Origin of the sequence: Paramagnetospirillum magneticum AMB-1 (genome assembly GCF_000009985.1) — a bacterium.
Taxonomy (GTDB): Bacteria; Pseudomonadota; Alphaproteobacteria; order Rhodospirillales; family Magnetospirillaceae; genus Phaeospirillum; species Phaeospirillum magneticum.
In genome coordinates, this window is sequence record NC_007626.1 from 1,515,962 (window position 1) to 1,529,363 (window position 13,402).

At 65.4% G+C, this 13,402-nt stretch carries 11 protein-coding genes; 7 read left to right on the forward strand and 4 right to left on the reverse strand.

The window, feature by feature from the left end:
- Positions 1-13: 13 nt before the first annotated feature.
- The 4 genes from AMB_RS07055 to AMB_RS07070 form a co-directional block, all read right to left on the reverse strand.
- Positions 14-3,529, reverse strand: a complete 3,516-nt coding sequence (locus AMB_RS07055; RefSeq protein ID WP_011383804.1) for a hypothetical protein — start codon at positions 3,527-3,529, stop codon at positions 14-16.
- A gap of 526 nt (positions 3,530-4,055) precedes the next feature.
- Complete coding sequence (locus AMB_RS07060) at positions 4,056-5,678, reverse strand: nitrite reductase (RefSeq protein WP_011383805.1); 1,623 nt, start codon at positions 5,676-5,678, stop codon at positions 4,056-4,058.
- A 158-nt stretch (positions 5,679-5,836) separates the two neighbouring features.
- The gene (locus tag AMB_RS07065) at positions 5,837-6,679 is read right to left on the reverse strand and encodes a Crp/Fnr family transcriptional regulator (RefSeq protein ID WP_231849013.1); all 843 of its coding nucleotides are present in this window, start codon (positions 6,677-6,679) and stop codon (positions 5,837-5,839) included.
- Positions 6,651-7,331 (reverse strand): Crp/Fnr family transcriptional regulator, encoded by a 681-nt coding sequence (locus AMB_RS07070; protein WP_011383807.1) that lies wholly within the window; start codon positions 7,329-7,331, stop codon positions 6,651-6,653. The genes AMB_RS07065 and AMB_RS07070 overlap by 29 nt, the downstream gene beginning before the upstream one ends.
- Before the next feature lie 484 nt (positions 7,332-7,815).
- On the opposite strand from AMB_RS07070, the gene AMB_RS07075 reads away from it, so the two are divergent.
- The 7 genes from AMB_RS07075 to AMB_RS25605 all read left to right on the forward strand — a co-directional run bounded on the left by AMB_RS07075 (position 7,816) and on the right by AMB_RS25605 (position 13,402).
- Positions 7,816-9,438 carry a NapC/NirT family cytochrome c gene (locus tag AMB_RS07075; protein ID WP_231849014.1) on the forward strand — a complete coding sequence of 541 codons (1,623 nt, stop codon included), beginning with the start codon at positions 7,816-7,818 and terminating at the stop codon, positions 9,436-9,438.
- Positions 9,439-9,510: 72 nt separating this feature from the next.
- Positions 9,511-9,852, forward strand: coding sequence for a cupredoxin domain-containing protein (locus AMB_RS07080; RefSeq protein WP_231849015.1), 342 nt, complete (start codon positions 9,511-9,513; stop codon positions 9,850-9,852).
- A 23-nt stretch (positions 9,853-9,875) separates the two neighbouring features.
- Positions 9,876-10,649 (forward strand): uroporphyrinogen-III C-methyltransferase, encoded by a 774-nt coding sequence (gene cobA, locus AMB_RS07085; RefSeq protein ID WP_043743706.1) that lies wholly within the window; start codon positions 9,876-9,878, stop codon positions 10,647-10,649.
- An 80-nt stretch (positions 10,650-10,729) separates the two neighbouring features.
- Positions 10,730-11,056: a c-type cytochrome gene (locus AMB_RS07090; RefSeq protein WP_043743709.1), complete on the forward strand. Its 327-nt coding sequence runs from the start codon at positions 10,730-10,732 to the stop codon at positions 11,054-11,056.
- Positions 11,053-12,327: a cytochrome D1 domain-containing protein gene (locus tag AMB_RS07095; protein WP_011383812.1), complete on the forward strand. Its 1,275-nt coding sequence runs from the start codon at positions 11,053-11,055 to the stop codon at positions 12,325-12,327. The genes AMB_RS07090 and AMB_RS07095 overlap by 4 nt, the downstream gene beginning before the upstream one ends.
- Positions 12,327-12,905: an AsnC family transcriptional regulator gene (locus tag AMB_RS25600; protein WP_011383813.1), complete on the forward strand. Its 579-nt coding sequence runs from the start codon at positions 12,327-12,329 to the stop codon at positions 12,903-12,905. The genes AMB_RS07095 and AMB_RS25600 overlap by 1 nt, the downstream gene beginning before the upstream one ends.
- The gene (locus AMB_RS25605) at positions 12,896-13,402 is read left to right on the forward strand and encodes a siroheme decarboxylase subunit beta (RefSeq protein ID WP_011383814.1); all 507 of its coding nucleotides are present in this window, start codon (positions 12,896-12,898) and stop codon (positions 13,400-13,402) included. Before AMB_RS25600 ends, AMB_RS25605 begins: the two co-directional genes overlap by 10 nt.

Below are 13,402 nucleotides of genomic sequence, written 5' to 3' on the forward strand. Positions count from 1 at the left end.
CCTCCCCGCGTTCCTATTGGCCTTCCTGTTCCATCTTCAGCTCCAGGGTCGGCGCGAAGAAGTTCAGGAACATGTTGATGACCGTCATGACGCCGACCCAGATGGCCCCCGCAGTGGTGTCACGCACCGACGGCATGTTGCTCATGTCCAGGATGTCGGGAATGGGATCGATGATCCGGTAGGCGGTCTCGGCCGACGAACAGCTGTTGTTGCACAGGTAATAGATGTTGGCCCCCAGTTCGGCCGCGCGGCAGAAGCCGGCGATCAGGCGCATGGCGACATAGCCGCCGGTGCCCTCATCCTCGCCCGGGCCTTCGCGGCCTTCCGGATCGTCCTCCTTCATCAGGGCGTTGACGCCCCGGCTGATGGCGGCGGGCAGCTTGACCAGCACCCAGGACCAGGCATCGGGCTCATCGATGAGGTCGTCCCAGGTCAGGTCGTCCTCGTTGATGACGTGCAGCAGGAAGTCCGTGAAGGACAGGCCGCACAGGGTCCATTCGATCAGCTCGGGGTTGTCCGGCCCGGCGATGTCGGAGACCAGCCGGGGGATGTAGGCCATGATGTTGCAGATGGAAACGAATTCCATCCAGCCGGTGGGAATGGTGAAGCCCACCGACCCGGGCCCCTTGGCGCCGGGGGCGCTGGGGGCGTAGGGCAGCGGGTCGCCGGCCGGGAAGGGCTCGCCGTTATCGGGATAGGCCAGCTTGTAGAACACCGTGCCGGGGAAGGCGATGATCAGGGAAATGACCGCCACCAGATTGAAATCGGCATCGTCGGGATAGCCGGCCTTGCCCGCCATCCAGGCCCAGAGATCGCCCAGGAAGCCGTCGCCCATGGAGGCGGTCAGGGCGTCTCCGACGGCGGCGATGGCGGCGATGGCCAAGTCGAACAGCACGTCGACCACGCCCTTGGCCAGTTCCAGAAAGCCGTCGATCAGGGCGCCCAGGCCATCGACAAAGGCGGGAAGACCTAGGGTGGCAAAGGCCTGGGGGTCGCTCAGCGTGCTGCTGAGGCCTTGCCAGAAATCCTGGAAGGCGGTGTCGAAATCGCCGCAGGCGCCGTTCCAGGCGGTGGTGAAGTCGGTCAGAGCCTGCTGCAGTGCGTCACCGGGCGTGATGGTCTGGGTATTGACGCCGCCGTTGGAATTGACCTGATCGGACAGCCAGCTCCCCTGAACATTGCTGGTGGTGCCGGCGGCGCTGAGGTTGCCGGCCTGGGGAGTGGAACTGGGGGCGTTGCCCGGCGATTGGCCGCCGGTCTGGCTCGACATGGTCTGGTTGGCGAGGGTGCCGGCCAGTTGGGTGAAGTAGGCCTTGACCGTCGCCTCCTCCTGGTCGAACCAGCCGTCGGCGGCGCTTTTCATGGTGCCCAGGCCGGTGATGCAACTGCCCAGGCCGTTCACCAGACAGGACTGGATGGCCATCTTGGTGCGCCAGATGGCGCCGAAATCCAGCAGCGCCTCCAGCCAGGAAATGGCGGTTTCGATTTCGGCGCCGATCCACTGGAACACGCCGCCGATGAACTGCGCCGCCTCCTCGATGCCGTGGATGGCCATGTCGAACGCCGCCGAGATCTCGTCGCCGATCTTCACCACCAGGGTGGCGATCTGCTTGGCCAGGTCGACCACCGCCGAGGTGATGATGATGACGCCGTTCTTGATGCCCTGCCAGATGTCGCCGGCCCAGTCGCCGATATCGCTCCAGATGCTGCCGCAGAGCGGCGAGGCGGCAAGGTCGCTCCGCTCCGTCCGCACCTCGTCGTGGCTGTGCAGATGGCGGAAGGTGGCCTGGCCGGTCTTGGGATCGAACTGAACGGCGAAGCCCGCCGTGGTGCCGGTGCCCTGTCCCGCCTGGGCGCCGCCGATGATGGCCTGGGCCGCCGCCTTGGCCAAGGCGGGGTTGCCCTTCAGATTGGGGGCCAGGGGCTGGTTGTCGTTGCCGATTGTGGCCTTCGACAAGGTGGTGCCGTCCTTGTCGAACACCGGCAGCGCCCCGCCGGGGTTATAGGGGTTCAGGGTCCCTTGACCCGACAGGTAGGCCTGGATGTCCGAGGCGGGCTGGACCGTGGCCAGGGTGGTGCCCTGGCAGGACAGCACCAGACCGGGCGCGAACAGGCTGCTGGTGGTGAGGATCGATGCGACGATATTGCCCTGGCCGTCGGTGGTCACCGTCAGCGGCGACTGGCTGCCGAGGAAATAGGAGTTGCCGCCGATGGTGATGTCGGCCGCGCTGGAGCCGGGACTCAGGGCCAGGGTCAGGCTCTGGTTGGGCATGGGGCAATAGTTCTGGTCCGAGACCGCCATCTGGACCTTGAAGCGGGTGACCTCGTAAATTTCGGTGCCGCTGGTCAGGACCGGGTTGCTGACCCAGTTGCCGGTCCCGGCATCGGCCAGCCACAGGCATAGCGCCCCTTCCTGGTCATCGATGGTGAACAGGCTGGTGCCGTCGGCGGGGTTGAGATCGCCGAACACGCCGGCCACCCCCGCGCCCAGGGGGACGGGAGAGGAAAAGACCGGGTTGCCGTTCATGTCCCAGGGCTCGGTCTGGCTCTGATGCATGACCCACAGGCACAGATCGCTGTCCACCATGTACAGGTCGAGGACGATGCCGAGATCCGTGACATTGGTGGCATGTCCGCCGGCGTAACGCACCGAGGTCCCGGTGGGCAGCGACGCGCCCACCGCCGTGGCGGGCTGCCCGCCCGGCGCCACGGTGTAGACCTGGCCGGACTGGGAGGTCATCAGGAAGATGCAGTCCTGCTGGATGCTGCTCCAGAAGCCCAGCGACACCTCGGAGATCAGGGTGCCGGAGGGCAGGGACTGGAAGGTGCCGGTGTTGAGGGCGCCGGTGTCGCCCAGGCTGCCGGTGTAAAGGCTGGGCACATTGTTCTGGACGATCACCGCGTTCCAGCCGGTCTCGTCGACCATCACCAGCGAGGCGCTGTTGCCGGCCAGGGTGCCGCCCACGTCGCAGGAGGTGGTGGTAAAGGCCCCGTTCAGCGTGGTCTGGTAGGCGACCAGGAGATCGCCCGCCGCGGTGCAGCCGTAGACCACCAGCTGGCCGGCGGGGGAATAGGCGGTCCCCAACTGGCTGACCCCGCCCGCGACCACCTGGACCGGCGAGCCCCAGGTGACGCCGTCGGCGCCCAGGGCGATGGACCACAGGGCGGCTCCGTCCGAGTAGAAGCCGTAGACGGCGGCGTATTTCTGCCCCGCATAGGCGGTGCCGCCGACCACTTCCAGCGGAGTGGCGGAGGTGGTGATCGGATTGAGCGCCCAGCCGGTGGGCGAGGCGGTGGATCGCGCCGCATGGCACAGGGTACCGCTGCCCTGGGCGGCGATCACCAGGCCTTCGACCATGGAGTTGACCGGGTTCACGAAGGTCCCGACCGGATTCGCGCTGTTGCTGTCGACCAGGATATCGGTGCTGGGGATGGCATCCTGAATCATGGTCACCGTCGCCGACGCATGGGTCGGTGTCGCGACGTAAGTTCCGGAAAGCCGTTCCGCCCGCTGTGCTGATGCCGCCATATCACATCCCCTCATCAGTGTTATTACGTGCCTGATGCTAGATGGTACGTCTGGCTTCGGGAAATACAATTGGAAAAAGTCGTAAAACGAGTCACTAAAACGTAAGACACAACCTAAAAGCATTTGCAGTATTTTTGTCACAACCATGATGTGAGGGGTGTTTTTGGGGGGATGGATGGCCGGAATACCTCTTCAATCTGCCGCCTCTCCATTTGGTGCGGCCCTGCGATGTGCACAAAGCGTATAAGAATGGCGTGAAATAGCCATTTGCTGATACGTGTCGCGCAAGCTTGGTGGCCGGTGGAAGCTGCGTTGCCGCCCGGCGTCAAGTATTCGGCATAACTAGTTAAAGTAGAGAAAGTGCGTTATCGCAGCGTGCGTGTCGCGCCCGTTCGCCTCAAGGGGGCGTTGCGGCATTCTTTCGCGCCGAAGATGCCGATCCCGCCGGACGGGCCGGGGCGGAAGGACAAAAAAACCCCGGGAACCTTGCGATTCCCGGGGGGCGTAGGGTGGAGCTATCAGAGTCTTAGTAGATATCGTGCTGCGTGTTGTACACGTTGAACTTGCCGGTGGGGGTGATCAGCTTCGGATCCTTGATCACGGCCTTCACCTTGCGGGTCTTGTCGTCCATGACCACGATCGCCGACGGATCGGTCTTGCCGGCCCAGATCGAGAACCAGACTTCATCGCCCTTCTCGTTGTACTCGGCCTGCACCGCGCGCTTGACCGCCTTGGTTTCCGGCAGGTCGGCCAGCTTGGCGATGTTGATCACCTCGGGGCCCTTGTCCAGGTTCTTGATGTCGTAGACGGTGACGGACTCGGCCATGTCCTTTTCGGGGAACAGCGGAGCGTCGGCCCACAGGTTGTTGGACTTGGGATGGGTCTTGACGAACAGCGAACCCGCACCGTGGTTCTTCAGTTCGGCGACGACCTTCCAGGCCTGATCCTTATGCTTGGCCGGATCTGTGCCGATCAGGGTGATCACGTCGGCGCCCAGGTGCGAGGTGGCCCACACGGGACCGAACTTCGGATGGTTGAAGTTGGCGCCGCGGCCCGGATGGGGCTTGGACTTGGTGTCGACCAGACCGGCCAGCTTGCCGTCCTTGGTGTCGACCACGGCCACCTTGTTGGAGGCGTTGGCGGCCACCAGGAAGTAGCGCTTGGACGCGTCCCAGCCACCGTCGTGGAGGAACTTAGCCGACTCGATGGTGGTCTCCTTCAGGTTCTTGATGTCGGAGTAATCCACCAGCTTGATCAGGCCGGTTTCCTTGATGTTGATGACCCATTCGGGCTTGATCATCGACGCGACGATCGAGGCCACGCGGGGCTCGGGGTGATATTCGCCATCCACGGTGATGCCGCGGGTGGAGACGATCTTGAGCGGCTTGAGGTCGGCGCCGTCCATGATCACGTACTGGGGCGGCCAGTAGGAGCCGGCCACGGCGTACTTGTCCTCGAAGCCCTTGAACTTGGAGGTTTCCACCGAACGGGCATCCATGCCGATCTTGATGGTGGCCACCACGGCGGGGGTCTCCATCCACAGGTCGATCATGTCCAGCTTGCCGTCGCGGCCGATGACGTACACGAAGCGGCCCGACGCCGACAGGCGCGAGATGTGCACGGCGTAGCCGGTCTTGATGATGGTCCAGATCTTCTTGGTATCGCCGTCGATCAGGGCGATCTCGCCCGTATCGCGCAGGGTCACCGAGAAGACGTTCTTCAGGTTGACCTTGTTCATCTGCTTCTTCGGACGGTCTTCCGGCTTCACCGTGACCTTCCAGGAGGCAGTCATTTCCTTGATGCCCCATTCCGGCGGAACGTCGGGGGTCATCTGGATGTAGGTGGCCATGTTCTTGATTTCATCCTTGGTCAGGATGTCATCGAAGTTCACCATGCCGCCATCGGTGCCATTGGTCAGAATCTTCTCGAGGCGGGCTTGGCCCAGCTTGGTGGTGTTGGCCGGCTCGAGATTCTTGCCGGTGGCACCCTTGCGCAGCACGCCATGGCAGCCGGCGCAGCGCTCGAAATAGATCTTGGCACTAGCTTCCTTGGCTTCCTTGCTCAAAGTCGCTTCCTGGGCGAACGCAGCCCCACTCATCGCGAACGGCAGCGCCGTCAGCAACAATGCGTTCCGAACTCCCTTCCACATACGGCAACCCTCCCTTACGTCAAACTAAACCGTGGCCGGAAGGCCCATTGGGCGGCGGCCAAAGCATTAAGGTCCGGGCACAGTGTGCCTTGTCGCCCCTGCGGGATGTGACTATCGTCAAATTCCGTCTTGGAATGTCTTGAAACTTGTCTAAAGGCTTAGGCGCCACGGCCGTTGGCGGCCTCGAAACAGGCGCGGCGCAACAGATTTACGTCGTCGATGCGGATGGCATTGCCGGAAGTATGCACGCCCAGTACCCGCAGGCGGCCCAGCACGCGCGACAGGCTTTCGCGGCGGATTCCCACCCGGCTGGCCAGCACTTCCTTGTTGAAGGGCAGCAGAACCTCGACCCGCCCCTCGGTGGCGGGGGTCTGGGCCAGCAGGAATTCGGCGACGCGCTGCCAGGGGGTCAGTTCCTTGAGGTCGGAGATCTCCCCCGCCAGGCGACGGTTCCACTTCACCAGGGCGGCCAGCATGCGATAGGCCAGGGCGTGGTCCGAATGCAGCGTGTAAAGAAAGGCGCGGCGTCCCACCCGGATCAGGGTGGCGTCCTCGATCACCTCGGCGTGCAGCGGGAACCGTCCGGTGGACAGCATGGCCGCTTCGGCGAACGAGGTTCCGGGGCCGAAGATCTCGACGATGCTTTCTCGCCCGTCCTGGGTCAGGGCGAACAGCTTCACCGCCCCGTCGAGCACGATATAGAAGCAGTCGGCCTCGTCCCCGGCGCCGAACAGCAAGGTGCTGCGCCGCCGCGAAATGGTGGCGGAATCGGCCAGCAGCCGGTTCAGGACCTCGGGCAGGATGCCGTCGAACAGCGGCAGGGCGGCCACCACCTCCTGGGCGTTGCCCTGGCCCTTGAAGACGCGCTGGGGCGTCGACAGGGTGCGGTCGCAATCGGCGGTTGGACCCTCGCAGGAGGGGCGGCAGGGGCACGAGACCGGGCCGCCCGACGCCTTCATCTCCACGGGTCCGCTAGGCGGTGAACGCAGCGCAGTCGCCATAGATCCTCAACTCCGCCACGTCGGCGATTTCCACCTTGTCGGTGCGGCTGGCCACCACACCCTTGTCCCGCAGCTTGGCGAAGGCCCGCGACAGGGTCGCCGGGTCCATCCCCAAGTGATCGGCCAGATGCCGCTTTTCGAAGGGCAGCCGCACCACCGCCCGGCCGGTGGCCTCGCCCGCCAGGGCCAGCAGGTAGCTGGCCAGGCGTTCGGCAGTGGACTGCATCTTCAGTTCGGTGATCTCGCGCACCTGCTCGCGCAGATGTCCCGCCATGGCCGAGATCATGGCGATGGCCACTTCGAAATGGGTCTCCAGGTAGGCCATCAGCGTGCCGGCCGGCAGGGCCAGCAGCGTCACCGGCCCACTGGCGCGGGCCGTCGCCCCGTGGGGCGTTCCGGTCAACACCGCCTCTTCCCCCGCCGTGTCGCCAGCGCACAGGCGAAGCTGGGGCGAGGTGGCGCAGGGATCGATCGCGATCTCGCCGTCCAGGACGAGAAACAGGAATTCGGCGAGGGAGTCCTCGGCGAAGACCACGGCGCCATCGGCCAATTCGAGAATCCGGTGATCCTCCAGCAGGGCCGCCGCGTCCGCAGCGGAGACCGCCGAGAACAGCCGGCTTCGCCTCAGCACGCTAAGGGTATCGGATTGCATCTTCCCTCCCGCTGCCCGGGGTCTTCAGCGATCCCGTCCCCAGGCACCGATTATCATCTCTCTAGATTGCATGCGGCGACTTGATCTTGGTTAAGGGTGCCGTCCCAATGGTCTGAGGCGGGGCTGATGATAATAGACTAAAGTCTAGGTTGATGCCGGCCAGTCCCTGCAAAGCCAAGGTAAATTGATCAAAATCACGTCGGCCCCCGTGGCCAGTGATTACAGTCCGTCACATTCCGGGGCTCGCGCAGGCCATCCGGAGGGCACCCGCTCCGGCGGGAAGGAGCATAGCGCGGGCCAGACCGGAAGTGTGTCCGGGACGCTGGCATACGCGAAAATACTGCCCTGCGCCCCGATCAATCATTGCCCAAGGTCAAGTCGGGCGCCGATGCCCCATGGTATTCGGTGAGGCTTGGAGGCGGGCAACTCGGGTACGCTGGGGAGCGCAATGGCTACTGAATCCTTGCTCGGAAAACTGCTGAGGATGAAAATCCTGGGTGCGTCTTTATTTGGCGCCGCCGTGATTTTCGTCGGCGGCATCATGTTCTGGGGCGCCTTCAACACGGCGATGGAAGCCACCAACACGCTTGGCTTCTGTATCAACTGCCATGAGATGAAGGACAACGTCTATCAGGAATACGTAAAGACCGTCCACTACACCAACCGATCTGGTGTGCGGGCGGCGTGTTCCGATTGCCACGTGCCCAAGGATTGGGTCCACAAGTTCGTTCGCAAGATCCAGGCCAGCGGCGAGGTTTTCCACTGGCTGATGGGCTCGGTCAACACTCCCGAGAAATTCGACGCCAAGCGCTTCCAGCTGGCCAAGCGCGTCTGGGCGACCATGAAGAGCACGGATTCGCGGGAATGCCGCAACTGCCATGCCTTCGACCAGATGAATCCGGCGGTGCAGAAGCAGCGCGCCAAGAAGCAGCACGAAAACGCCCAGGCCGAGGGCGGCACCTGCATCGACTGCCACAAGGGCATCGCCCACAAGCCGGTCCACCACCTGCTGGAGCAGGAGGAGGAGCAGAAGGCTGCCGAGGCCGCCAAGCAGAAGGCCGAAGCCGACGCCAAGAAGCCCGCCGCCACCGCCGCCGCTCCGGCGTCGGCTCCCGCCGCCGCTCCGGCTCCGGCCGCCGCGCCGGTCGCCGGCGGTGCCCAGTTGCCCCCCGTTACCGGCAAGGCCGTGGACTGGAGCAAGGTGGCCGAGACCAAGACCGTGCTGTTCTACCCCGGCCAGACCGCCATGGAGTGGATCCTGACCGGTACCGACCACGGCGGCACCCGCGCCTTCAAGAAGGGGGACCGCTGCTTCGAGTGCCACAGCAACGAGACCGCCGACATGGGCGCCAAGATGGTGTCCGGCGCCAAGGCGGAAAAGACTCCGATCCCCGGCAAGCGCGCCGCCATCCCGCTGTCCGTCAAGGCGGCTTATGACGCCGACAACCTGTACATGCGCTTCGAGTTCCCGGCCGGCCCCCATAACGAGGTTCCCTTCGCCAAGGGCGGCAAGATGGACCCCGAGAACGAGGTCAAGGTCGCCATGATGATCGACAATGGCAAGGTGGACATGGCCGCCCGCTCGGGTTGCTGGACCTCCTGCCATTCCGACGCCCGCGACATGCCGACCGCGCCGGCCGCCGGCTCCCTCGGCACCGCCAAGGGCATCGACACCTCGCACGGCTATGTCACCAAATACGTGCCCGAAAGCCGCACCCAGTTCGACACCACCAAGCGCGACAACTGGGACAAGGTGAAGCCCCAGGCCGAGCTGGATGCCCTGCTGGCCGGCGGCACCTTCCTCGACCTGACCCGCTGGAAGTCCTCGGGCGTGTCCGAGCAGGGCTATGTCCTGGCCGAGCGCGTGCTCAAGCCCGGCAACGACGTGGCCTATAGCGGCAAGAAGGAGGGGGACAAGTGGGTGGTGACCATGGTCCGCCGCCTCAAGGCCACCCAGCCCGGCGAGGCCAATCTGGTTGCCGGACAGTCCTACAGCGTCGGCTTCGCCGTGCATGACGACTTCACCAGCGGCCGCTTCCACCACGTGTCCATCGACCTGAAGCTGGGCCTGGATGCCGAGGGCGAGATCAAGGCGGTCAAGATGTAAGCTTGGGCAACGGGCCGGATGCGGTATGGGGATATCCGCATCCGGCCCTTTTTTCCTGGGAGGGAACGGCCGATGGCTAGAGTTACGCGTCGTGCCTCAATGGCCGCCATGTGCGGCGTTCTCGCCATGCTGTGCGCCGCGCCCGTCCGGGCGGACGACCCGGTTCGGGTCAGCATGGACAAGAATCTGTTCACTCCCCAGACATTGAAGGTTCGGCCCGGCACCACGGTCGAATGGGTCAACGACGAAAAGCGCACCAGCCACAGCGTGTTTTTCGAGCAGGAAGGCCGTCCGGAATCCGAACGCCTGTTTCCCGGCGAAAGCTGGAAGCGGACCTTCGATACGCCGGGCCGCTATCCCTATCGCTGCGGTCCCCATCCCGAGATGGTGGGAGTTGTCGAGGTGGCGCCGTGAGCAACGGGGGATTGGGGGGAAGCATGACCAATGACATGAGGCCGCTGGTCCACCTGGTGGGGGCGGGGCCGGGCGATCCCGACCTGCTGACGGTCAAGGCGCTGCGCCTGATCCAATCGGCGGACGTGGTGGTCTACGACCGTCTGGTGGGCGAGGGCATTCTCGACCTCATTCCGGCGGGGACCGCCCGGATCTCGGTGGGCAAGGAGAAGGGCCGCCACCTGCTGCCCCAGGACCAGATCAACGACCTGCTGGTCAGCCTGGCCCGTCCGGGGCGCCGGGTGGTGCGGCTCAAGGGCGGCGATCCGTATATTTTCGGGCGCGGCGGCGAGGAGGCCATGTATCTGGCCGCCTATGGCATCGCCACCGAGGTGGTGCCGGGCATCACCGCCGCCGCCGGCTGTGCCGCCGCCTCGGGCATTCCGCTGACCCACCGCGAGGTGGCGCGCAGCGTTCGGCTGGTTACCGGCCATCTGAGGGACGACCAAAGTCTCGATCTCGACTGGCAGAGTCTGGCCGACCCCGCCTGCACCCTGGTGGTCTATATGGGGGTCGGCACCGCCGGTCCCCTGGCCGAAGGGCTGATCGCCGCCGGCCTGGACCCCGCGACGCCGGTGGCGGTGGTGGAAAAAGGCACCACGGCGTCCCAGCGCGTCTTGCGCGGCGTCCTGGCCGAACTGGAAGCCGACGTGGCCCGCTGGCGGGTGGAACCGCCCGCCCTGTTGATCATCGGCAAGGTGGTGGCCCTGGCCGCCGAGCAGGAGGTGGCCGAATGGGTGGGGGCGGCCGAGGCCTGAGGTCTCCGTCTCTTGCTCAACGTCAAGCCCTTGGAGCGTGGGGAGTGCTATTCCTCGATCAGCCTGTGGGAGGGCCGAGGATGCATTTGCTTGGGGCAGTGACGGGAGCGGTGGTGTCGGTGCTGGTGGCTTGGCCCCTGGCGGCCGCGGCCGAAATTTCCCCCGGGCGTCAGGCCAAGCTGCGGGACATGGTGGATCAGGATTGCGGCTCGTGCCACGGCATGACCCGCCAGGGCGGGCTGGGCTCGCCTTTGCTGCAGGAAGACTTGGTCAAGCTGTCGGCCGAAGCGGTGGTCGAGACCATCCTGGAAGGCCGCCCCGGCACCCCCATGCCGCCCTGGAAGTTCATGCTGAGCCGCGAAGAGGCCGCCTGGATCGCCGCCTATTTGATGGGAGAGCTGAAATGAAGCGTCTTGCCTGTCATCCCGAGCGCAAGCGAGGGATCTCGTCCTGGCGCACCTTTTCCGGATTGGCATCCATGGCCCAGGCGGAGATTCCTCGCCTGCGGCTCGGAATGACACGGATGGCCGCTCTGCTGGGTCTCGGCCTGCTCTCGGCCTGCTCGCCCGCCTTGCGCGGCACCGGCGACCTGGGGCTGGTGGTCGAGCGCGCCGACGGCCGTCTGATGGTGGTCGAGAACAGCGGCAATACCAAGCTGGCCAGTGTGGCCGGGCTGGGCGATCTGTCCCATGCCGCTTTGGTCTATTCCCGCGACCAGCGCTTCGCCTTCGTGTTCGGGCGCGACGGCGGACTCAGCAAGGTCGACATCCTGACCGGCGCCATCGTCGGCCGGGTGATGCAATCGGGCAATTCCATCGGCGGCGCCATCTCCCAGGACGGAACGCTGGTGGCGGTGGCCAATTACACGCCGGGCGGCATCAAGGTGTTTGACGCCGCCACCCTGGAGCCGGTGGCCGACATTCCCGCCATCGGCGGCGACGGCAAGCCCAGCAAGGTGATCGGCATCGCCGATCTGACCGGCAAGCGCTTCATCTATACCCTTTATGACGCGGGCGAGATCTGGATCGCCGATCTGGCCGATCCCAAGGCGCCGAAACTCACCAAGTACACCAATATCGGCAAGCTGCCCTATGACGCCCTGATCACCGGCGACGGGCGCTGGTATCTGGCCGGGCTGTTCGGCGAGGACGGCATCGCGCTGCTGGATCTGTGGAACCCCGACAAGGGGGTACGCCGCATCCTCGACCATTACGGCAAGGGCAAGGAGGCCCTGCCGGTCTACAAGATGCCCCATCTGCGCGGCTGGGCGGCGGCGGGGGATGAAATCTGGCTGCCGGCCATCGGCCATCACCAGGTGCTGGTGGTCGACAAGGGACGCTGGACGGAAAAAGCTCGCATCGACGTGGCGGGCCAGCCGGTCTTCGCCATGGCCCGGCCCGACGGGCGGCAGGTCTGGGTCAACTTCGCCGTTCCCGATTATTCCAAGGTTCAGGTGATCGACACCCAGACCAAGAAAGTGATCAAGACCCTGGAGCCGGGGCTGGCCATCCTGCACATGGAGTTCACCCCCAAGGGCGAGCGGGTGTGGCTGTCGGTCCGTGACTCCGACAAGGTGGTGGTCTACGACACCGAGACCCTGGAGCCGGTGGCGGAACTGCCGGCCGCCCGGCCCAGCGGCATCTTCTTCACCAACCGTGCGCATAAGACGGGGTTGTGATGATCGAGCGAGCGCAAGCGAGCGCGGGAGCGTTGAGCGACCCGCAGCGGCACCGGAGCGAAGCGCAGGTGGAAAGCGGAGGAGCCAAGGGCGCGGAGGCGCCCGCCCGGCGTCTGAGGGGCTATGAAATAGACGCCCTGGACCGGCGCCTTCTCAACGAGTTCCAGCAGGACTTTCCCCTGGCGGACCGGCCCTATGCGGTGCTGGGCGAGCGTCTGGGGCTGGACGAGGACGCGGTCATGGACCGCCTCGCCCGCCTCAGCCGTGGCGGCACCATCAGCCGGGTCGGCGCGGTGTTCCGGCCCCACGCGGTGGGCGGCTCGACCCTGGCGGCCATGGCGGTGCCCGAGCATCGCCTGGACGAGGTGGCCGATCTGGTCAATGCCTTCCCCGAGGTCAACCACAATTACCAGCGCGAGCACCGGCTGAACCTGTGGTTCGTGGTGACCGCACCCTCCCAGGCACGGGTGGCCGAGGTGCTGGCCGAGATCTCCCGGCGCGCCGGGCTGCGCGTCCTCGACCTGCCGCTGCTGGAACATTTTCACATCGACCTGGGATTCGACCTCAAATGGACTTAAGCGACAGCGATCTCGCCCTGGTCGCGGCCCTGGCCGAGGGTCTGCCCCTGGTCTCCCATCCCTACCGGGCAGTGGGGGCGCAACTGGGCCTGGACGAGGCCGAGGTCATCGCCCGCATCCAGGCCATGCGCGATGGCGGCATCATTCGCCGCTTCGGCATCATCGTCCGCCACCACGAATTGGGCTTTAAGGCCAATGCCATGGCGGTGTGGGCCATTCCCGACGGGGTGGTGAGCGAGGTCGGGCGCGTTCTTGGCGACGCCCCCGAGGTGACGTTGTGCTATCGCCGGCCGCCCCGCCTGCCCGACTGGCCCTATAACCTGTTCTGCATGGTCCACGGCCGTGACCGCGGCGCGGTGGAGGAGTCCATCCAGGCGCTGGTGCGGCGCTTCGACCTGGGGGCCTATCCCCATGCGGTGCTGTTTTCCACCCGGCGGTTCAAGCAGACCGGGGCGCGCTATGGACGGCCCATCCCGCGCGCGGCGGCGGCGGAGTAG

Bases quoted from the DNA above. Each gene is read 5' to 3' on its own strand.
- AMB_RS07055 (WP_011383804.1), bottom strand. From the start codon at position 3,529: ATGGCGGCATCAGCACAGCGGGCGGAACGGCTTTCCGGAACTTACGTC.
- AMB_RS07060 (WP_011383805.1), bottom strand. From the start codon at position 5,678: ATGTGGAAGGGAGTTCGGAACGCATTGTTGCTGACGGCGCTGCCGTTC.
- AMB_RS07065 (WP_231849013.1), bottom strand. From the start codon at position 6,679: ATGGCGACTGCGCTGCGTTCACCGCCTAGCGGACCCGTGGAGATGAAG.
- AMB_RS07070 (WP_011383807.1), bottom strand. From the start codon at position 7,331: ATGCAATCCGATACCCTTAGCGTGCTGAGGCGAAGCCGGCTGTTCTCG.
- AMB_RS07075 (WP_231849014.1), top strand. From the start codon at position 7,816: ATGAAAATCCTGGGTGCGTCTTTATTTGGCGCCGCCGTGATTTTCGTC.
- AMB_RS07080 (WP_231849015.1), top strand. From the start codon at position 9,511: ATGGCTAGAGTTACGCGTCGTGCCTCAATGGCCGCCATGTGCGGCGTT.
- cobA (WP_043743706.1), top strand. From the start codon at position 9,876: ATGACCAATGACATGAGGCCGCTGGTCCACCTGGTGGGGGCGGGGCCG.
- AMB_RS07090 (WP_043743709.1), top strand. From the start codon at position 10,730: ATGCATTTGCTTGGGGCAGTGACGGGAGCGGTGGTGTCGGTGCTGGTG.
- AMB_RS07095 (WP_011383812.1), top strand. From the start codon at position 11,053: ATGAAGCGTCTTGCCTGTCATCCCGAGCGCAAGCGAGGGATCTCGTCC.
- AMB_RS25600 (WP_011383813.1), top strand. From the start codon at position 12,327: ATGATCGAGCGAGCGCAAGCGAGCGCGGGAGCGTTGAGCGACCCGCAG.
- AMB_RS25605 (WP_011383814.1), top strand. From the start codon at position 12,896: ATGGACTTAAGCGACAGCGATCTCGCCCTGGTCGCGGCCCTGGCCGAG.